Below are 19893 nucleotides of genomic sequence, written 5' to 3' on the forward strand. Positions count from 1 at the left end.
CTCCTCCGAAATTGCTTGAGGGCGCTTGCCGATTACCCTAAGTTCGCGCCAACGCATCACTTTCTGGCAATGAGGAGGGGACATGGCCGGTGTCACTGGTCTGACATTTTTGGCCTTGTGCCTGCCGCTTCTCGGCGCCTTGCTTTCCCCTTTCGTCATTCGCCGGCTCGGCGCAAGCGGCGTCTGGCTGCTGGCGGCCGTGCCGTTCCTGTCGTTCCTGCACTTCCTTCGCTTCATACCTGGCGTCGCCCGCGGCGAGGTGGTGACCGGCGGATATTCCTGGGTGCCGAGCTACAATCTGAGCTTCTCTTGGTTTTTCGACGGGCTGTCGCTCACCTTTGCGCTGCTGATTACCGGCATCGGCACGCTGATCGTGCTTTATGCCGGCGGCTACCTGAAGGGGCATCCGCAGCAGGGGCGTTTCTTCTCCTTTATCTTCCTGTTCATGGGCGCGATGCTCGGCGTCGTCGTCTCGGACAGTTTCCTGATGTTCTTCATCTTCTGGGAGCTGACCTCCATCACCTCCTTCCTGCTGATCGGCTTCGACCATGAGCGGGAGGCGGCACGACGGGCGGCACTTCAAGCGCTGGTGGTGACCGGCGGTGGCGGGCTTTGCCTGCTGGCCGGCCTGCTCTTTCTCTGGAACATCACCGGCGTCACGCAGATGTCGCTGCTTTCGCCGTTCGGCGATGTCGTCCGCGGCAGCCCGTTTTATCTGGCAACGCTCGGTCTCGTGCTGTGCGGCGCCTTTACCAAATCGGCGCAGTTTCCATTTCACTTCTGGCTGCCGAACGCCATGGAGGCGCCGACGCCGGTATCGGCCTACCTGCATTCCGCAACCATGGTGAAGGCCGGCGTGTATCTCCTGATGCGGCTGAACCCGGTGATGGGCGGCACACCGGCCTGGGAAATCCTGCTGCCGTTCTTCGGCGGCATGACCCTGGTTGCCGGTTCGGCGCTCGCCATTGCCCATGCCGACCTGAAGCTGAAGCTCGCCTATACGACGGTTTCTTCGCTCGGCCTTCTCGTCCTGCTTACCGGTTTCGGTTCGGAATTCGCCATCGAAGCCGCGGTGCTTTACCTGGTGGCGCACTCGCTCTTCAAGGGCGCACTCTTCATGATCGCGGGCGTCCTCGACCACGAGACGGGCACCCGCGATATCACGAAGCTCGGTGGTTTGCTGAGCGCCATGCCGCTGACCTTTGCGATTGCGATACTCGCCGCGATCTCGATGGGCGGCCTTCCGCCCTTCTTCGGCTTCCTCGCCAAGGAGGAGATCTACGCTGCGCTCGCCGGTGGCAACCTGCGCTCGCTGGTGTTCACCGCAGTCGCGATCTTCGGCAATGCGCTGATGTTTGCAATTGCCTTTTCGGTCGGCCTGAAGCCCTTCGTCGGTCAGGCGGCAGAAACCCCGAAACATCCCAACGAGGCGCCCGTCCTGCTCTGGCTCGGTCCCGGCATTCTGGCAGTGCTGGGCCTTGCTGGCGCGCTCTTTTCCGGCATCACGCATCACTACGTCTCGTCGCCGATGGCTTCGGCCGTTCAGGGCGATGCAATCGACGTTGCGATCTCGCCGATGCCGCATCTCGGCCTTCCGCTCGCGCTTTCCGTATTGACCGTGATCCTTGGCGTTGCGGTCTATTGGAAGATTGAGCTGGCCCGGGCGCTGATGGTGTCCTTCCTGCAGGCGGCAGGGCCGGGGCCGGACCGCGGCTTCGATAGCTTCATCGCCGGGCTCGTCCGCCTTGCCTGGCGCGTCACCCGCATCGTCCAGCCGGGACGGCTCGAAATCTACGTGACCTGCACCTTTGTCTGCCTCGCCTTGATTCTCCTCGTGCCGCCGCTGCTTTACGGCGAACTGCCGTCGTTTCCCGTCTGGCCGCGCGGCGTCCAGCTCCATGAATGGGCGATCTTCCTGCTCGCCGTGATCGGCCTTGCGGCCGTGCTTTGCGCCCGCGACCGGCTGACGGCAATCATCTCGCTTGGCATCCAGGGCTTTTCCGTGGCGTTGATCTTCCTGCTCTTCGGGGCGCCCGATCTTTCCTTCACCCAGTTCATGGTCGAGACGCTGTCCGTCGTCATCCTGGCGCTCGTCATGACGAGGCTTCGCCTCTCGCCGACCGACCCGCGTCCGCTGCGTCAGCGGCTTGGCGACGGCTCGATCGCGCTTGCCTGCGGCCTCGGCTTTGCGCTGCTTCTGATGCGGGCGACGGAGGGGCCGTTCAATGCGGCGCTGACGGATTTCTTCAACACCCATTCGAAAACCATTGCCCACGGCGCCAATGTCGTGAACGTCATCATCGTCGATTTCCGCGGCACCGACACCCTCGGCGAGATCGCCGTCGTCGCCATCACCGGCCTCGCCATCATCGCACTGATCCGCATGCGGGCAGGGGGAGAGCGGAAGCTGGTCGCGCCTGATCCGGATCGAGTGGAGGCGACGGAGTGAAACGCGTTCGTTTCCATCTCGGAGGTTTCCATTCCGGCAGGTTTGCAGCGCCCGGTGCTGTTGTCTGGAGACGGCATTGCCTCAACCGCCCTCATTCCCGTGCCTGTCATAGGAATCATTCAAAAGGCGGTTCATTCACGGCGCAGACGCGCCGTGGCCTCATTGCTGCGACGAGCACAGGAATGAGGGAACTATGGGATGAGGGCTGGTGGCAAAGCGCACGCATTCAGCGCGATTCATATCGCCAGGGTGGCGCACGAGGAGGTGATCCTTCGAGGATGAGGGCGGGTGATGAGGTACGGTTGTCCTTGCCTGCCCCATCGACTGACTTGATGGGCGAAGAAGGTAGCCTCGTCCGCCGCTCGCCGCCAAGCGGAGCACCCACCCGATGAACACCCTCATCTTCCGCACCATCGCCCCCTTCCTCGTCGCGCTCATGCTGCTCTTTTCGGTCTTCATCCTGCTGCGCGGCCACAACGAGCCGGGCGGCGGCTTCATCGGCGGGCTTATCGCCGCTTCGGCACTGGCGATCTACGGCATCGCGGCCGGCGTGCCGGCTGTGCGCCGGGCAATCCTCTTTCATCCGCTGTCGATCGCCGGTGCCGGGCTGATGATGTCGGCGGTCGCCGGCCTGGTCTCGATCGCCGCTGCCGTGCCCTTCATGACCGGCCTGTGGGTCTATCCTTCAATCTTCGGCGTCGAGGTGCCGCTCTCGACGGTCATGCTCTTCGATATCGGCGTCTATTTCGTCGTCGTCGGCGCGATCACCGCCATTGCGCTCGCCCTTGAGGAAAGGGAGGTGGAGTGATGGAACCGCTTTTTGCGATCCTCGTCGGCCTGTTCTTTTCCGCCGCCATCTACCTGCTGCTGTCGAAATTCTCGATCCGCATCATGCTCGGTATCGCGATCCTTGGAAACGCCGTGAACCTCTTGCTCTTTACCGCCGGCCGCCTGACGCGCGAGGTGCCGCCGATCATTCCGGCGGGCTTCGACGCGCTGCCCGCCGGTGCAGCCAACCCGCTGCCGCAGGCCCTCATCTTGACGGCGATCGTGATCTCCTTCTCTTTCCTCGCCTTCCTGCTGGTACTGACCTACCGTGCCTATCAGGACATCGGCACGGACAACACCGACGAGATGCGCGTCGCCGAGCCCGACGATCCGCCGCTTCCGCCAGTGGGGTATTGAGATGAGGATGGTGCGGATGATAACCCCCCTCCGTCCTGCCGGGCATCGCCCCCACAGGGAGGGAGATCGGCTGGTGGCGCTGGCTTTTTCCATGGGGGCCCCCTTCTCCCCAGCGGGCGGAAGGGGCCCGGAAGGGTCGGATGAGGGGGTAGGCTCGGCATATGGTATCCGTCGCTTGCGCTCCCGACGCTCGCGGCCTGCGCCGCTCGCCCCGCTCATCGCCTCGCTCGGTGCGGCACTTCTCCCCGCCGGGGAGAAGAGGAGGAAACTTTAAATGGCCGCCCCCATCGGCACCGACCTTTCCGCCGCGCTCCTCACCGCACCCGTCCCCCCAGGCAATTGGCTGGTGATCTTGCCGGTTGTGCATTGCATCGTGCTCGGCGCGCTGATGCTGATGCTTCGCGCCCATGTCCGCCTGCATGCGTTGATCGCCGTTCTCGGCCTTGCGGCCCTGGTGGTGGTCGACGCGGTGTTGTTGAAACGGGTGATCGACGATGGCCCAGTCACGATGGTGATGGGGCGCTGGCTGCCGCCTTTCGGCATTGCCTTCACCGTCGACCTCTTCGGCGCGCTGATGGCGCTTGCAGCCGCGATCGCGGCGCTTGCGGGCAGCCTCTATGCGCTCACCGACATCGACGCGGGCGGGCGGCGCTTCGGCTTCTTCCCCTTCCTGATGCTCCTGATGGCAGGCGTGTCCGGGGCGTTGCTCACCGGCGACATTTTCAATCTCTATGTCTGGTTCGAGGTGTTGTTGATCTCGTCCTTCGGCCTGCTGATCCTCGGATCCGAGCGCGAGCAGATCGACGGTGCGATGAAATATGCGGTGCTGAACCTGATCGGTACGACGCTCTTTTTGATTGCGGTCGGCTACCTCTACGCGATCTTCGGCACGCTCAACATGGCCGACATCGCCCTGAAGGCCGCCGGCCTGCGCGATAGCGCGCCGCTGATGACGCTGGCGGCCCTCTTCCTTTTTGCCTTCGCCATGAAGGCCGCCGCTTTCCCGGTAAACTTCTGGCTGCCGGCCTCCTATCATACGCCACGCATCGTCGTCTCCGCGCTCTTTGCCGGTCTGCTCACCAAGGTCGGCATCTACGCGTTGATCCGGGTGGTGGTGATGCTGCTGCCGGTGGAGCGCGAGGCGCTGAGCCTGATGATCGCGCTTGTCGGCGCCGCAACCGTCCTCATAGGCGCACTCGGCGCGCTGGCGCAGACCGATATCCGCCGCATGCTCGGCTATGTCGTCATCTCCGGCATCGGCAACATGCTTGCCGGTATCGCGATCGGCACGCCGGGTGGCGTCAGCGGCTCGGTTTTTTACGCGCTGCATTCCGTCATGCTGATGATGGCGCTCTATCTCTTGGCGGGGCAGGCGGCCCGCCTCGGCGGCAGCTTCCAGCTCAGCGCGCTTGGCGGGCTCTATCGCGAGTGCGGCTGGTTTGCCGCCGTCTCGCTCATCCTCTTCCTCGCCGCCTGCGGCCTGCCGCCGTTTTCCGGCTTCTGGCCGAAGGTCATCCTCGTCAAGGCCTCGCTCGATATCGGCGCATGGTGGCTTGCCGCCGCCCTTTTGGCCGGCGGGTTCCTGACGACCATCTGTTTCGGCCGCGTCTTCCTGCTCGCCTACTGGCGCCCGGCGCCGGCGCCTGTCGAGGCGGTCGCGATCGGCTGGCAATCGGCGCTGCCGCTTCTGGCGCTGACCGCACTCGTCACCGGTTTCGGCATCCTGCCGGAGCCGTTGCTGTCGCTGGCGCAGGCAGCCGCCGGAAGCCTCGCCGATCCGGGCGCCTACATCCATTCTGTCTTCCCGGAAGGAGCGGCGCAATGATCGCCTTCCTCGTCAATCTGCTGCTTGCCATTGCCTGGGTCGCCGTTTCCGGCAGCGCCTCGCTGCACAATCTCGTCTTCGGCTTCGTTCTCGGGGCCGTCGCTTTGGCGATCGTGCGCGAGCCTTTCGGCAGCAAGGGCTATCTTCACCGCACGCGCCTCGTCCTGTCACTCGCGCTGCTTTTCCTGAAGGAACTGGCGCTTTCGGCTTGGACCGTCGCGCGGACGGTGCTGCGGCCGAGGATGGAGATCCGGCCCGGCATCTTTGCCTTTCCGCTGACCGTCGATCGTGATCTCGAGATCACGCTGCTTGCCAATCTCATCACGCTGACGCCCGGCACGCTCTCTGTCGATGTTTCGGAGGACCGCAGGACGCTTTATGTCCACGCGCTCGACTGCGCTGACCCGGAAGCGACGAAGCGCGCCATTGCGAGCGGCTTCGAACGCAAGATCATGGAGGCTTTCCGATGATCGCGCCGTTTACGCTTGTTTCGGCCGCCGCCGCGGTCACGCTTGCGATCCTCGGGATCGCCTTCGTGCTCACCGCCTATCGCGTGATCATCGGACCGACGCTGCCGGACCGCATTCTCGCTCTCGATACGCTGACCGGCATTGCCATCGGCTTCATCGCGGTGATCGCCGTCAAGACGCGCTTTGCGCTTTACATCGATATCGCGATCGCACTGAGCCTGGTCGGCTTCCTCGCGACGGTTGCCTTCGCCCGCTTCGTCCTCTCGCGCCGTGGGCCGGGAGCCGGGCCGTCGCCGGCCGGGCAAGAACAGGCAGTGACGCCGGCGCCGGGCGATACGGAAGGAAAGGCAGGATGATGGAATACGTTATCGCCACGGCAACCGCCCTCACGATGCTTGCCGGAGCGTTTTTTGCGCTCTCGGCGGCGATCGGCGTCGTCCGTTTGCCGGACCTTTACTCGCGTATGCATGCAGCCTCCAAGGCGGGTTCCGTCGGCTCCGGCCTGCTGCTGCTTGCTGCCGGCCTTTATTCCGGCGAACTTGCAATTTTCGCGCGCGCTGCCGCGGGCGTCGTCTTTCTGCTGCTGACCGCCCCGGTCGCAGCGCACCTCTTGGCCAAGGCGGCGCATGAAACGGGGCATAAATTGTGGGAACTCTCGGTTCGCGACGACATGGAAGGCCGATGAGAGTATAATTTTCAGCGATTTAGCTCGTTTTACGCAAGTTATGCACGCGATTGTGAACTAAAGCCGCAGCCTTGCTTGCAAAATCTTAGTGTTTTGAACTTTTTAAGTAGAAAAACTGCAAATAAGAATTGGACTTTCGGTAAAACAGTGATAATTGAAGTGTAAGTAGAGTTCTGATTTCGAATTAGAATCGTTTCGCCTATTCCATCTCTAGCTTTGATTTCGAATGTCTAATGAAGGCTGTGGTCGAAGAGTGCGGCGATTGTGATTCGTATTCGGGCAGTATTAGAACAGGTTTCGGTCTCAAGAATCTAGGGGTGGATTCGCGTTTTAGGACATGATGCCGCTGTCTGGCCTTTTACTGTTTGCCTCTACGAAGGCGATCCTCCGAAAGAGGGTCATCCACGCATGCGAACAGGAGAAACAGAATATGACGGATACCGCGACCGGCAACGGGCCGGAATTGCTGGTAGAACTGACGGCCGATATCGTAGCGGCTTATGTCAGCAATCATGTGGTCCCGGTCAGTGACCTGGCCAATTTGATTTCCGACGTGCATTCCGCACTGAGCAACACGTCTGCACCGCAACCCGCCGCAGCCACCATCGAAAAGCAGAAGCCCGCCGTTTCGGTACGCAAGTCAGTACAGGATGATCAGATCACCTGCCTGGAATGCGGCGGCAACTTCAAATCTCTCAAGCGCCATCTGATGACCCATCACAGTCTCTCGCCGGAAGAGTACCGCGAGAAGTGGGATCTTCCCGCCGATTATCCGATGGTCGCTCCCGCCTATGCCGAGGCGCGCTCGCGCCTCGCCAAGGAAATGGGCCTCGGCCAGCGCCGCAAACGCGGCTGAGCCTCGCACGCTCTTAAGCGCGAAAGCCGGGCCCCAAGCCCGGCTTTTTCTTTGTGCGGACATGGAGGAAAATAATCCCAGTATATTCAGCCCGTGGCGAAAAAGGCGAATTGAAACAAAAAGGAATTGCACCTGGTGCTTTTCCGGTCGTCCGGATCAAATTTGGCGCCTGCATTATTGCCGGAACCGGTAAATCCCTGTTGACCTCAATCTAAGTTGAGATGCGAACTTGATGCAGTCTGTCAGCCAAGGAGGCGCCGGTGGCCATCATTTTAAGCGACAGTGACCTAGACCGAAGCACGGCTATGCAGATCGCCATCGAGGCGATCGAGGAAGCAATGGCGGCGCGATCAGCAGGGGTATTGATTTCGCCGCCCAGGCATAGCGTGTCCTTTGGCGGCAAAGGCGACCTTGTCTTCACCATCGGCGGCACGATCGGCGAGGATTCCATTGCGGGCTTCAGGGTTTATGAAACATTCAAAGGGCTGCGCCACGAACAGGTCGTCGCGGTCTGGTCGACTGAAACGGCAGAGCTTCAAGGCCTTGTCGTCGGCAGCCGGTTGGGAAATATCCGAACCGGCGCGATTGGCGGCATCGCCATTCGTCATATGTCATCGCCTGGCGTCAGGACGGTAGGCGTCATTGGAAGCGGGCAACAGGCGCGGACACAGTTGGAGGCCGCGGCACTTGTCCGCAGGCTGGATCATGTCCGCGTCTATAGCCGCCACGAACAGAACCGCCGCACATTTTCAGCGGAGATGGAGCAGCGCTTAGGCATCCCCGTGGAGCCTGTGGATTCGCCACGGCGCGCTGTAAGCGAGGCCGATATCGTCATTTGTGCAACGACCAGCCGAACACCGGTGATGGAGGCAGCTTGGCTGAAGCCCGGAGTTCACATCAACACCATCGGTCCGAAGACCGTGGATGAGCATGAGTTGGGCTTGGATATCGCCGCGGCCGCCCATGTTATCGCGACCGACTCTCTGGAGCAGACAGACGCCTATAAGGCTCCATTCTTCCTGCATGGGTCAGAGGAGGACCCGAGAGGGGACGACGACGGCGGCGGGCGAAGCAGATGCAACCCCGACGAAAGGGACCCGATGCCGTGCGCCTGGTGGATTTGGCAGCGATCGTCAGCGGCAGGCTGCCTGTTCGCCAGGCGCACGATCAAACGACGTTGTTTTGCTCGGCGGGCCTCGCAGGCACCGAAGTCCTGGTGGCATCGAAGCTGCTTGCGGCTTCCGGCGGCAAGGCTCCTGCGGCATGAAGTGGGCGGAGAGCCTGGATTATCTCGGGAACAGTAGCCACCTTGGCAATCTTTCCATTCATGTAGACAAGCGAGACCCTTCCATGCTCGGCATCATAGGAATCGATGCATTCCTCCGCCAGCACCACGCGAAGGTCGCGTTGGTAAGCGTCGATAGCGGTCATGCGAATACAAGCGTGCGTGTTGATGCCGCACAATACCAGCTCGCCCACGCCCATCGCCGATAGAATGTCTTCAAGTTCGGTCCGGTAAAACGCACTATAGCGCTTCTTTACGATGGTCGTGTCGCTTGGCTCCCAATTGAGGCCAGCATGAAGATGGGCGCCTGAAGTTCCCTCGATCGCGATCTTCAGGTTCTTGTCCCGCATCTCGAGAAAGGCGTCGCTAAGGTCAGGCCGAAATTCCGGCCGCACCCATATGATGGGCAACGCGGCCTGTCTAAAGGCCACAGCCAGCTTGTTGGTTTCACCGATCAGCCGAGCAGCTTTATCTGCGCTCCAATGGTCGAGGTAGTCATTGATGAGGTCGATGATAACAAGGGCGCGTTTGGTCATTAAGCGATTAAACGTCACAACAGTTGCAGTGTTGTGACGCCACGCGGCATGCCGGTTTGGAACGTTTCTCGTTCATGCCGCGGACATGAAAATGCCGTCAATCACTCCCGAACATCAGCGACTGATGCGCTGCCGTTCCGGCCAGCGCCCCATCACCAACGGCGAGAGCCACGGAGCCTGCGGCCCTTGCTAGATCGCCGCAGGCGAAGATGCCCTTCGCGGTCGTCTGCTTTACGGCATCCGTCCTGATGAACTGGCCGAGCGGCCCCTCTTCGAGCACGCAGCCCAGTTGCTCAGCCCAAGGAATTTGCACTGAAGTCCGCGTCAGGGTGAACAAACCGTCCATTGCGACAATCCTGCCATCGTCCAGACAAACATCCGCACGGTCTCCTGCGATCTCGCGCACTGGTGTCGTCTCGACCTTGACTGCGCGCGCACGCAATTGCGCTGCCTGATCGGCATTCGGGACGACGATACCGTTGGTGAAAAAAGTCGTCTCGCCCCAGTCAGGAAGCATGAAGGCATGATGCATGGAATGCTCCCCGGATGCGATGACGCCGATCCGCCCCTGATTCAGTTCGTAACCATGGCAATAGGGGCAATGGAAGACAGATTTTCCCCAGCGTTCCTGCAGGCCTGGAATGGCGGGCAGTCGATCGGCAACCCCTGCTGCCAGGATCAGACGCCTGCCTTCCTTCATAGGCTTGCCATCGATTTCGATGGCAAATCCATTGCTGGTCCTCTCTGCGGCTTGTGCCTTAGCATTCAGCCAGTGGACAGTCGGATAGCGTTCGAGCTGTTGGCGGGCCTCGGATACGATCAGGCCGGGTTCACGGCCGTCCTGCCCTAGAAAACCGTGCGAGACAGCGGCAAAGCGATTGCGGCGCTCACCGGCATCGATCACCAGGATCTTCCGTCGGGCACGGGCGAGCGGCAGCGCCGCTGAAATGCCTGCAAAGCTGCCGCCGATGATGATGACGTCGAAACTCATAAATAATCCTCTTACGTTCGTTCCGGTTCATCGCCCGGCGGGACAGCCGAACGTTAAGTCATGAAACTTGTTAAGTTACGTGAAATAGCTTGTCAATGATCATGCAACTAATATTGTTGCATGATCATGTATCTGTTACGTCTGTGATCCGCAAACGAGCTGAACCAGGCCATGAGACACGACACCCGCTTATCCCGCATGCTGCATGTGCTTGTTCACATGGATCGCTACGAAGGCGTCGCCACATCCGAAACCATTGCAGCGATGCTGGGCACCAATGCCGTTGTCGTGCGCCGAACCATGGCCGGCCTGCGGGATCAGGGGTATGTCCGGTCCGAGAAGGGGCACGGCGGCGGCTGGATCCTGGCGCGTCCCTTGCGGGAGATCACCCTGCTCGACATCCACAATGCCTTGGGCGCGCCGCAACTCTTCTCGATCGGACTGGCGGGCGACAATCCGAACTGCGTCATCGAACAGGCCGTCAATGCCTCGCTTGCCGGGGCGATGCATGAGGCGGAAGCCATTTTGCTGGCGAAATTTGGCAAGGTCACATTGGCCGCGCTTGCCGAAGAATCCTCCAAGCGATGGGCAAGGCCTGCGCACTGCTCTTTAGCAATGGAGCATTCCTAGAATTGCCCCTTCGAGGCTATTTTCTGGACCAAACATGTTTTCGCGCTTAAGGCCGCTCGAAAGGCAGTCGGGACACTCGCGCCGAAGAATGCAGGCAATAAACAAGGCCGGGCGAAATCGCACGGACCTTCCTCGTCATCGCTTTTCACACCAGTGCAAGTACATCCGTGGTCAATTGTCTGAAGCGACTGAGGGCATCGCGCAGCGGTCCGTTCCGACGCCGCCAACCGCCTGACGATATATAAGGGAATGCGAAAGATATCGTTTGCTTTGTATTCCCTGAAAGCGCACTGTCCAGCCTCCAGCAGCCATTTTCACGGGCGCTGCTGTCTGAGGGCGGTCATGCCCTAGCCCCGACCGAAAGGAGGACTGCATGTCTTCCGAAGTCACCATGAAATACCTGAACAGCGAGGACCTTGGCATACTGCAGCAGGTGCTGAGCGATGCAGGCTATACCGGCGACATTCGTTTCGATCAGCCTCGGACTTTTAATGCTGCAGCACTGCTGCTCATCCAGTTGTTCCAGGCAGGCACGACCTCGCCCGCCGAGCTTGCAAGTGAACTCGACCGCCACTTCGGCAAGGCAAAGCGTGTCGTCGCCATGCCTCCTACCGTTCCGCCGTTTCACCGTTTTGCCATTCAGGGCCTTCCGTCCTCGCTTTCCGCGATCGTCCACTGAACATGAACATAAGGCCACCCACCTTCGACGTCGACGATGCCCGGCGCGCGAACGAGTGCGCCTGCGTCTTCGACCATCTGGCGACGCAGATTGCGATTGAAGCCGCAAACGCGGGGTGGCTGCAGAGCGAGGTTGCATTGGCCCTCGCTGACGCCGCCGAGCGCTACGTCATGCGTGTCGCAGCCTGCACCCACGAGATGCCGATTGCGGCCAACTGCAACGCCGTTCGGGAGGCCTGACGCATGCGGAGCGGCCTTCTCATCGCGTTCTTTTGCACATCCGCGGCTCTTTATCTGGCGTGGGGACAGATCGCTGCCTATCAGGAGCGGGAGCGCATTCAAACCGCCGATGCCGCCGAGCGCCGAACACGACTGGCGGAACTTTCCGCAGACGGCTGCAATGGGGCCGTTGGCTCCCTTTCGGCGATGGAGCATCGGCTCCTCAAGGCCGGAGGCATCGAGATCCCTGAGGCTCTGGCGAGCGACATCACGTTATGTCTCGAAGAGAATATCATGTCCGGCCGTTCACGGCTGCAGATGGAGCGGACGCACTTGATCAGGCTGTTTCCACGCGAGACGAGCGTATTGCCAAACGAATGACGGCGCGCTTAAGCCGCGACCCTCACCCGCGCTTCTTCCCGGATCCGGTTCACCATGGACCTCAGCCCGTTGGAGCGCTGCGACGACAGGTTCTCGACAAGGCCGATCTTCGAGAAGATATCGAAAGCATCGAGGCCCGCGATCTCCGAGGCCCTCTTGCCGGAATAGGTGGCAAGCACGATAGCGACGAGGCCACGCACGATATGCGCGTCGGAATCGCCCTCGAAGATCAGCACCGGATTTTCAGGATCCCCCTCGGGATGCGTCACCAGCCAGACCTGGCTGGCGCAGCCCATCACCTTGTTCGCGGACGTCTTCTTGTCGTCCGGCAGGTCCCGCAGTCCCTTGCCCAGTTCGATGACATAGCGGTAGCGGTCCTCCCAGTCGTCAAGGAAGGAGAAGTCGTCGATGATCTCGTCGAGAGATGCCATAAGTGGGCCTTTCACTATTGTGAATGATATAGGTGAACTGACGCCGCTTTTGAACCATTAAAAAGAAAAACGTCTGCCAGGCGGCAAACGCCATGGGGTCGGCCGCCGCACCGCATCTGCCGCAGCAGCCCATCGCTGCGAATGAACTGGTGATAGAGGGCAGCTTCGCCATGGCACACCAGCAGCGCGACAAGCAGGCGGGCGCCAAGGCCGTGAGGCAGGCGCGAAGGATAGTCGGCGAAGTTCGGCAGCATTGCGGGGGGCCGCGCCGCTCACGATATCATGCCCATGCCGCTGGCGGCCATGCCGAGAATGACGACGCCAACGGCATCCTGATCCTCTTTCCTTGCGCCCTGTTCCTCGCCTCAAGATCAAAGGCGGCCTTCGTCGCCAGCCCGCCTATCCCTCGAACGCATAGAAAAAACGCCGTGAGGGATGGCACCCTCACGGCGCAGCACAATGCTGAAATCAAACAGGGCAGGCACGTCAGGCACGGGCATCTCCGTATCATGCGGATCGCCGGTGCAAGCTTGGGGCGGAGAACTCCGCGGAATTCTTAAAGGACCGGCTTCGGTGTCGGCAAGGGAATGGCGCCGGTTACGACCTTGTCGGAAACCGATTCGTCCTCCACCGGCGGGCGGTAGGGCATCGGCTGGTTCAGTGCGGCAGCCCTGTGCTCTTTTGCGGAAGGAGCATCGGCTGCGACGGGAGAATCGGTAAGCGGTGCGGCCGGGTTCGCCTCCGCAAGAGCCGGTGCCGTCTCGTCCGAGAACTGGCTGTCCAGCAGCTCATAAGCGACGCGGGCGCCTTCGCGGGCCCGGTAGCCGAGGGCGGTGAGCGTTTCCGCGCCCTTGGCGCAGACCTCCGGCTTCTCGTTGCACATGCCGGTGAGATATTCATAGGCGCCGCTTGCGGCGGTGAAGGCGTCGAAGAATTGGATTTGCGGGTCGTTGGCAAGCCGCGTCGAGCTCTCCGAGCTGAAGAGCGGCAAGAGGACCAGCACAAGGCCGAACCAGAACGATCCTTTGATCAGAAGCCACATTGTCGTTGCCCATCCTGTTTTTCCCGTCCGGTCTTCTCGCCGAATCAGGCCCGGTTTTCCGGTGTGCTTTCACCCTAGCGGGGAAATGCGAATGCCACTTTTCGAAACTCGACGGCATTTGCGGCAAATTTAATTCGAATTTTAAATAAAGGCATTCTGAGCGCATTTCAGTCAAATTGTAGCCATCGGGGTTAAGCATAGCGCAGTGGGCTGCCTGGAATTGCAGGGATTCCCTAAGGGCAGCGTGCCGCAAAGGTTAACACAATGCCGAAATGCGAGCGAAATCCATCGCTTACCCCCTATTAACCACAAAAACCAAAGGGCCCTACGGATGGCTCAAAATGGGATTTTTACAGCTTTTGGGCTGTGGAGGGCCGCTTTGCCTTATCCTTTCCTTAAGCCGCCGGGGCCTATTGTCCGCACTGTGTAAAGAGCCTTTTCGGCGGGTATTGCGTGCGCGTATTGAGTGACATTGGCGAACGGGCGGCAGCCCTCGTGGACCGGGCAGCGGCAGGCTGGCTTTCCCGCACGGGAAGCGGCGAAGCTGTTGCCGAGCGCGAGCTTGCGATCCTGCGCCGCCTTGTCTTCCTCTCTTCCGCGGCCTTGATCGCTGCGCCTTTCGGCCTCTCCTTCGTCACCAGCCCCGCCGTGGCACTGCCTGCAGGTGTCGCGACCGTCTGCGCTGCCTTCCTCTTTTCAGCCGTGGGCAGCATCGCGCTTGCCCGCCAGAGCGCTGCTGTGTCGGCCGTCGCCGCGGCGCCCGCGGAAGACTTCTTCCTGGAAAACAGTGCCGGCCTCGTTCTCTTCCTCGATCCGCAAGGCAACGTCACCACCGCCGGTGGCCGTGACCGCCGCGAGTTCCTCGCCTGGATGCGCGATCCGAAGGGAAGGGGCTTCATCGAGCAGGTGCATGTCTCCGACCGCATCTTCGTCCTGCAGGCGCTCGACCGGCTGCGCCAGGGCGAGGAGTGCGCCAGCGTCGACCTTCGCCTCGACCGCCCCTGCGTTTCCCTTGATCTTCGCCAGTTCGCGCATCTCAGAATGGACATGACGGCGCGGCGCGATGAGGACGGCGAGCTCCTGGCCGTCGTCGCCCAGCTCCGCGACGTCTCGGTCGAACAGCAGCTGCGCATGGAAGCCCAAAGCCGGGCGGCCGATGCCGAATCCGCCAACGATGCCAAGTCGCGCTTCCTCGCCGCCGTCAGCCATGAGCTGCGCACGCCGCTGAACGCCATCCTCGGCTTCTCTGATATCCTGCTCGGCGAATATTTCGGCAAGTTCGACAATGAGCGCCAGCGCGAATACGTGACCCTGGTACGCGAGTCCGGCGCGCACCTGCTTTCCGTTGTCAACACCATGCTCGACATGAGCAAGATCGAGGCCGGCCGCTATGAGCTGCTGCTCGAACCGTTCGATATCGGCGCCTCGGTCCGCTCCTGCGAGGCGATGCTTGCGCTGCAGGCCAAGGGCAAGGGTGTGACGCTGACGAGCCGCATCCAGCGCGGTCTCGACGAGGTTGTCGCCGACCAGCGCGCCATCCAGCAGATCCTCATCAATCTCGTCGGCAACGCCGTGAAGTTCACCGATGCCGGCGGCGCCGTCACCGTCGATGCGGCGGTGCGGGACGGCATCCTGCAGATCAGCGTCAGCGACACCGGCATCGGCATTCCCGCCGACAGGCTCGAATCGCTCGGCCAGCCCTTCATGCAGGTGCAGAACGATTATACACGTCATTACGAGGGCACGGGCCTCGGCCTGTCGCTGGTGAAGGGCCTCGTGGCACTGCATGGCGGTCACTTCGCGATTGCCAGCGTTCCCGGCGAAGGCACGATCATCACCATTTCGATCGCGGCGGATGGTTCCGGCGCCGGTGCCGCGCATGCGGAAAAGGACGGGGCGGTCGATTTCCCGCCGCGCCTGAAAATTGCGGCGACGAATGTCGCTGGACTGGAAGAGGGGCTTTTCGATGGCCGCGCGCAAGCGAAAATCGCCTAAGGGAAGGAGAGGCCGGCAGCAGCCGAGCCTGCTTCTCACAGGGGCTGCCGCCCTCGGCGGCGTGGGCATGACGGGCGCATCCGCGCTCGGCGGCGTCATTGCGCGCAATCCGTCGGTCGCGGGCGGGACCACCGCCTTTGTCGTCATCTTCAGCTTCGTCGCCGCCAATGCGCTCTGGTATCAGCCGGGTACGCATCCGCATCCCTTCTTTCGCACCCGCGATGTGCTAGCGCCCTTCTCGATCGGCCGTCCGACCGTGGAAGAGCCGCACCCAGGCGACGTCACGACCTTCAAGATCGAACGTCCGGGCGAGGAGGGCGCTGCCTCGACCACCAATGCGACGCCGCCGGCTGCAGCACCCGGCCAAGAGCCCAGTCAGCTGGTCATGGACATCCAGAAGGAGCTCATCCGCCGCGGCCTCTATAACGGCACGGCCGACGGTATCATCGGCCCGCGCACCAGCGCCGCGATCCTCTTCTTCGAGGAAACCGTCGACATGCCGCCGAGTGGCGATGCGACGCCGGATGTGCTTGCCGCCCTCAGGACCGATTCCATCGGCCCCTCGGCCGTTCCCGCCGAGAAGCCGCGCGAGGATGTGACCTCGAAAGCCTCGGCCGAGGATCCGGTCGCCGCCGCCATCCGCAGCGCCGAAAAGCAGATCAAGACCGCGCCCGCCGGCCCGAAGCAGGTCCCATCATCCGAGCTCACCAATGCCGATCTGGTACTGAAAATCCAGAAGGGCCTTTCCAACATGGCCTACGCCAATGTCGGCGTCGACGGTGTCGCCGGCGAACAAACCCGCACCGCCATCCGCCGCTTCCAAAAGCACTACAACCTGCCGGAAACCGGCGAGCCCAACGAGGCGGTACTGAAGAAGTTGAAGGAAATCGGTGCGATTTGAGGCTGCGTGAGAGCTGGCATCAAAGCTCGTCCAATGTGCATCTTCACTCCGACGACTCTGGTTCCTGGCGCCGTTTGAGGCGCTTTCAGCACCGTTTCACGACGTCGTTCCGCGTGCGGCTCGACGAGGCGATCCGGCGTTGTCAGGAGCGTGGCGCAATACGCTGACCGATGCCGGGCAATCGCGGAGCTCTGCCAGCGCCTCCCTTCGCTGGGAGAGCTTGAACGGCAAGGCTGAGCCGGGAGGAAATCTTGCGGCAAGTGATCGGCGCGGTAGGAAGCCACCTTGCTTCGTGCCAACTGCGAACATTTGCGCTATGCTCAGTCGATGGAACGCCGGCACGCCAAATGGATTGCAACGCTATCGTTGGCCGTGGCCGCAGCGAGCGTCGCTGCGGCGCACCCGGATTCGCGCTGCACCTGCCGCAATCGGGATGGCACGAAGTACGAGCTTGGCCAGACTGCCTGCATCAGGGTGGGCGGGGCGTCGTATCTCGCACGCTGCGAGATGGAGTTGAACGTCACGACATGGCGTAAATTGCGGGACGGTTGCCCGGAGGCCTGAACCGCAACGGCGGGCCGCTCTGCCAAGAGCACATCCAATCACCGAAGCCGGTCCAGCCGGGCCGGCTTCGAAAATCCGGGGGACGGCTATCTGATCACCGGCTCGCCGTGATACCGGCGCTTTGACGGCTTCGATACGCCAAATCCGACTTCCATCATCAGGCGCGGCGTATGTTTGGCGAGCGTTCCCATATGGAAGCCGAAGGGATCTTCGACAAAGCCGGTGCCCGCCTTTCCTGTCAGCGTGACTGCGCTCTCCTTGCCGTAGAAGCCCAGCACGTCCTCGGCCGAATGTCCGACAAGCAGTGTCAACTGGTGCTTCATCCGGCGGCGGTTGTGGCTGCCTTGAACATAGACATGCGGACCGGCATCCGCATCGACGTCGGACAGATAGAAGAAGAATTTCAGCATCCGCCAGTCGTCGAGATCGAAGTGGAACTTGAACGAGGCGCGGCTCAGATCGGCTTCCGAGGCAGACGTCGTGGGGAAACTCCACCATGTCCGCGTGGTGATCAGTTTCGCCTCGCCGCCGAGATAATGCCGCGCGATATTGAGGAGCAGCGGGTCTTGCTGCACGGCGACCGCTGCCTTGCATTGCAGAACCCGCTCGAAATGATGGCCGCTCAATATCGTGCGCTCGAAGCGGCGTTCGGCTTCGGCATGCTCTCCGGCGAGAAACTCGACCTTGCGCTCGAAATTGCCGAAACACGGCGTCTCACGTGCAAAACGGGCGATTTCCTCATGGATGGCTGGCGGCAAAGTGAGGCCGGTGAAGATGCCATTTCTTCGCAATTCCGCAGCGGCTTTCTCCGCCTTGATCGCGCCAAACATTGACGGTGCTGTTGCCGAAGACGGAATGGGTCTGGCGGTCAGCCAATGGGCGCGACGGAAAGGCATCGTGCGCGCCAGCAGGAACATCGGCAGCCAGGCGGGATTTTCCTTGAGATCGGTTAAATAGGTTGGTACGCGCGCTGCCATGCGGCGAAGGGGCCCGCCTGTGCGGGCAATGGCTTCGAGGTCTTTCGGCTTAGATTTTGGCGCATCAAGCATCTGACATCCTTATTCGAACATGGTTTCCCATGGCGTTTTCCCCGTGGCGCCGGGCCTACGGTAGGTGGTTTTGGATCATGATGCAATGCAACATGGGGATTGCAGCCTGCTATATGGTTAATAACCAATTGAATAAATTAAAGAATTTCGGACACTGAGTCCCGCCGGGCAACGAGGCTGCGCCCGTATGTATGTGGCAACAAACGGGCGGCGCGCCGGTTCTAAAGCCGGTTGGGGCGGCGCCTAGAAGAAATGGAAGTCGTCGGCGGCAAGCGATGTGCCGTGGCTCACGGCCGCAAACGCCACCGCGGCCGCATCGCCGCTCCCGTCGGAATCGAAGAGCAGGCGGCCAGAGCATGTGTCGTAGATGATGTGGTCGTCCTTATCCAGCGCGGCTGTGCCCTTCGCGAAGGCCCCAGGGTCGAGCGCGCCCGCCACAACGCCGGCGAACACGGAGCTGTCCAGCCGGAAGACGTCGTCAGCGGAGCTGAAGTCGAGGATTTTGTCGCAATTCGCCCGGCCGGGCTCGGTGTCGAAGACGAAGATGTCGCCGCCCGCTCCGCCGGAGAGTGTGTCGCGGCCGGTTCCGCCGTTGAGAGTGTCGTCGCCGCCGCCGCCGCGTAGGCGGTCCTTGCCAGCGCCGCCATCAACGGTATCGTCGAACCGGCTGCCGGTGATCCGGTCATTGCCGCCCATCGCGGCGACGAGAACCGGGTGATCGTACGCCTCATAGGTGGTGACGTCTTTCGCATCGGTGAGCGTGATCTCTTCGGCCGGCGGCACGATCATGATGGTGATCAACGCCAGATTGCTGTTGCCCTGGCCGTCGGTGGCGTAAACCGTGAAACTGTCGGTGCCGGTGAAGCCGGCCGCCGGAGAATAGTCGAAGAGGTTACCGTTCAGGTAGTCTTGGTGATAGTGCAGGCTGCCCACATATTGGCCCTGATGAAACGGATAGTAGCCTGCTTCATATCGCGTCTCCTGCTGCAGCGTGCCATGGTCCGGCCCGTCCAAGATGACGAAGCTCAACAGGTCGAAATCGGCATCCGACGCGCTGAACTTGATGTCGTCGAGCGATTGGCCAGGAGAAAGCGTGAAGCTCATGTCGACGGCGGTGGGCGCATGGTTGACGAAGGTGTCGGGCTGCAGCGCGCCGCCTTCCAGGATGATCTGATGCGGGCCGTACTGGGTGTTTTCGCCGCCGAAATATTCGTTGGCGCCCTGCCATGTCACCACCATGTCGTCGGGGCTTTCGGCAGTGACGGAGATAATCTCAGTCGAAAGATAGGCCGCCTGGTCGGAGAGCGTGCGGATATAGCGGCCTTCGTTGTCGAAGACGAAAGTTTCCACCGTCGTGAAGATCTCGGTCCTGCCGTCATTGGTGAAGGTGGTGACGGTAAAGAAACCGTCGAACACGTCGACCGAGGCAAGATCGACCCAGCCGTACGGATAATCTGTATGCGCGGCCCCCGGTCCGAGGACGTCGCCGTCCGTTTCCGTTATGCTGAAAAGGATTGCATCGGGGCTCTCGTTGTTGATGTCTTCCCATACGGCAAGCTCACTGCCATTGCTCAAAGTGGGCATCGTATTTTCCTTCGTTGCAGGGAAACGGCACTGCGGACATCTTCACGGAGAGGCAAGATAGGCTGGGATGCGGGCCGATCAAGCTTGGCGATGGGGTTGAGTCTTCCTTCGGCATGCTCGCTCGAAATCTGGTAAAC

21 protein-coding genes and 1 pseudogene are annotated in these 19893 nt (G+C 61.5%); 16 read left to right on the plus strand and 6 right to left on the minus strand.

What is annotated here, in order from left to right:
- Positions 1-82 precede the first annotated feature (82 nt).
- The 9 genes and pseudogenes from QA644_RS03990 to QA644_RS04030 all read left to right on the plus strand — a co-directional run bounded on the left by QA644_RS03990 (position 83) and on the right by QA644_RS04030 (position 8737).
- Positions 83-2449 (plus strand): putative monovalent cation/H+ antiporter subunit A, encoded by a 2367-nt coding sequence (locus tag QA644_RS03990; RefSeq protein WP_283071184.1) that lies wholly within the window; start codon positions 83-85, stop codon positions 2447-2449.
- Positions 2450-2837: 388 nt separating this feature from the next.
- Entirely contained in the window at positions 2838-3257 is a 420-nt protein-coding gene (locus tag QA644_RS03995) for a Na+/H+ antiporter subunit B (protein WP_074067053.1), read from the plus strand.
- The gene (locus QA644_RS04000) at positions 3257-3634 is read left to right on the plus strand and encodes a Na+/H+ antiporter subunit C (RefSeq protein ID WP_239594935.1); all 378 of its coding nucleotides are present in this window, start codon (positions 3257-3259) and stop codon (positions 3632-3634) included. The genes QA644_RS03995 and QA644_RS04000 overlap by 1 nt, the downstream gene beginning before the upstream one ends.
- Before the next feature lie 274 nt (positions 3635-3908).
- Positions 3909-5459: a Na+/H+ antiporter subunit D gene (locus tag QA644_RS04005; protein WP_239594933.1), complete on the plus strand. Its 1551-nt coding sequence runs from the start codon at positions 3909-3911 to the stop codon at positions 5457-5459.
- Complete coding sequence (locus QA644_RS04010; protein ID WP_039844328.1) at positions 5456-5929, plus strand: Na+/H+ antiporter subunit E; 474 nt, start codon at positions 5456-5458, stop codon at positions 5927-5929. Before QA644_RS04005 ends, QA644_RS04010 begins: the two co-directional genes overlap by 4 nt.
- The gene (locus tag QA644_RS04015; protein ID WP_283071186.1) at positions 5926-6285 is read left to right on the plus strand and encodes a cation:proton antiporter; all 360 of its coding nucleotides are present in this window, start codon (positions 5926-5928) and stop codon (positions 6283-6285) included. Before QA644_RS04010 ends, QA644_RS04015 begins: the two co-directional genes overlap by 4 nt.
- A complete protein-coding gene (mnhG, locus tag QA644_RS04020) occupies positions 6282-6614 on the plus strand; it encodes a monovalent cation/H(+) antiporter subunit G (protein WP_074067058.1) in 333 nt (110 codons plus the stop codon). The genes QA644_RS04015 and mnhG overlap by 4 nt, the downstream gene beginning before the upstream one ends.
- A 430-nt stretch (positions 6615-7044) precedes the next feature.
- Positions 7045-7470 carry a MucR family transcriptional regulator gene (locus QA644_RS04025; protein WP_283071188.1) on the plus strand — a complete coding sequence of 142 codons (426 nt, stop codon included), beginning with the start codon at positions 7045-7047 and terminating at the stop codon, positions 7468-7470.
- Between the two features lie 260 nt (positions 7471-7730).
- A pseudogene (locus QA644_RS04030) lies at positions 7731-8737 on the plus strand (ornithine cyclodeaminase family protein).
- Here QA644_RS04030 and QA644_RS04035 read toward each other — a convergent pair.
- Both QA644_RS04035 and QA644_RS04040 read right to left on the minus strand, forming a co-directional pair.
- Entirely contained in the window at positions 8638-9291 is a 654-nt protein-coding gene (locus tag QA644_RS04035; RefSeq protein WP_283071189.1) for an isochorismatase family cysteine hydrolase, read from the minus strand. The pseudogene QA644_RS04030 and the gene QA644_RS04035 sit on opposite strands and share 100 nt — an antisense overlap.
- Positions 9292-9388: 97 nt before the next feature.
- Positions 9389-10282: an NAD(P)/FAD-dependent oxidoreductase gene (locus QA644_RS04040; protein ID WP_283071190.1), complete on the minus strand. Its 894-nt coding sequence runs from the start codon at positions 10280-10282 to the stop codon at positions 9389-9391.
- Between the two features lie 171 nt (positions 10283-10453).
- On the opposite strand from QA644_RS04040, the gene QA644_RS04045 reads away from it, so the two are divergent.
- The 4 genes from QA644_RS04045 to QA644_RS04060 all read left to right on the plus strand — a co-directional run bounded on the left by QA644_RS04045 (position 10454) and on the right by QA644_RS04060 (position 12190).
- Positions 10454-10912 (plus strand): Rrf2 family transcriptional regulator, encoded by a 459-nt coding sequence (locus QA644_RS04045; RefSeq protein ID WP_283071192.1) that lies wholly within the window; start codon positions 10454-10456, stop codon positions 10910-10912.
- Between the two features lie 373 nt (positions 10913-11285).
- Positions 11286-11591, plus strand: coding sequence for a hypothetical protein (locus QA644_RS04050; protein ID WP_194729255.1), 306 nt, complete (start codon positions 11286-11288; stop codon positions 11589-11591).
- Between the two features lie 2 nt (positions 11592-11593).
- Complete coding sequence (locus QA644_RS04055; protein WP_074067064.1) at positions 11594-11830, plus strand: hypothetical protein; 237 nt, start codon at positions 11594-11596, stop codon at positions 11828-11830.
- Positions 11831-11833: 3 nt separating this feature from the next.
- On the plus strand, positions 11834-12190 hold the full coding sequence (locus tag QA644_RS04060; protein ID WP_239594926.1) for a hypothetical protein: 357 nt from the start codon (positions 11834-11836) through the stop codon (positions 12188-12190).
- Between the two features lie 8 nt (positions 12191-12198).
- Here the strand turns inward: QA644_RS04060 and QA644_RS04065 are convergent, their stop codons facing one another.
- Together QA644_RS04065 and QA644_RS04070 are read right to left on the minus strand one after the other, a co-directional pair.
- Complete coding sequence (locus tag QA644_RS04065; protein WP_283071194.1) at positions 12199-12621, minus strand: SufE family protein; 423 nt, start codon at positions 12619-12621, stop codon at positions 12199-12201.
- A gap of 556 nt (positions 12622-13177) precedes the next feature.
- On the minus strand, positions 13178-13663 hold the full coding sequence (locus tag QA644_RS04070) for a DUF5330 domain-containing protein (RefSeq protein WP_283071196.1): 486 nt from the start codon (positions 13661-13663) through the stop codon (positions 13178-13180).
- Between the two features lie 453 nt (positions 13664-14116).
- Between QA644_RS04070 and QA644_RS04075 the strand changes: the two genes are divergently transcribed.
- The 3 genes from QA644_RS04075 to QA644_RS04085 all read left to right on the plus strand — a co-directional run bounded on the left by QA644_RS04075 (position 14117) and on the right by QA644_RS04085 (position 17123).
- A complete protein-coding gene (locus QA644_RS04075; protein ID WP_283071198.1) occupies positions 14117-15658 on the plus strand; it encodes a HAMP domain-containing sensor histidine kinase in 1542 nt (513 codons plus the stop codon).
- Positions 15630-16559, plus strand: coding sequence for a peptidoglycan-binding protein (locus QA644_RS04080; RefSeq protein WP_283071199.1), 930 nt, complete (start codon positions 15630-15632; stop codon positions 16557-16559). The genes QA644_RS04075 and QA644_RS04080 overlap by 29 nt, the downstream gene beginning before the upstream one ends.
- 327 nt (positions 16560-16886) lie before the next feature.
- Positions 16887-17123, plus strand: coding sequence for a hypothetical protein (locus QA644_RS04085; RefSeq protein ID WP_074070208.1), 237 nt, complete (start codon positions 16887-16889; stop codon positions 17121-17123).
- Positions 17124-17209: 86 nt separating this feature from the next.
- On the opposite strand, the gene QA644_RS04090 is transcribed toward QA644_RS04085, so the two are convergent.
- Together QA644_RS04090 and QA644_RS04095 are read right to left on the minus strand one after the other, a co-directional pair.
- Entirely contained in the window at positions 17210-18172 is a 963-nt protein-coding gene (locus QA644_RS04090; RefSeq protein WP_074067071.1) for a hypothetical protein, read from the minus strand.
- A 243-nt stretch (positions 18173-18415) separates the two neighbouring features.
- A complete protein-coding gene (locus QA644_RS04095; RefSeq protein WP_283071201.1) occupies positions 18416-19756 on the minus strand; it encodes an Ig-like domain-containing protein in 1341 nt (446 codons plus the stop codon).
- Positions 19757-19893 lie beyond the last annotated feature (137 nt).

It is taken from the genome of Rhizobium sp. CC1099, assembly GCF_029714385.1.
In the GTDB taxonomy this organism is placed as follows: domain Bacteria; phylum Pseudomonadota; class Alphaproteobacteria; order Rhizobiales; family Rhizobiaceae; genus Rhizobium.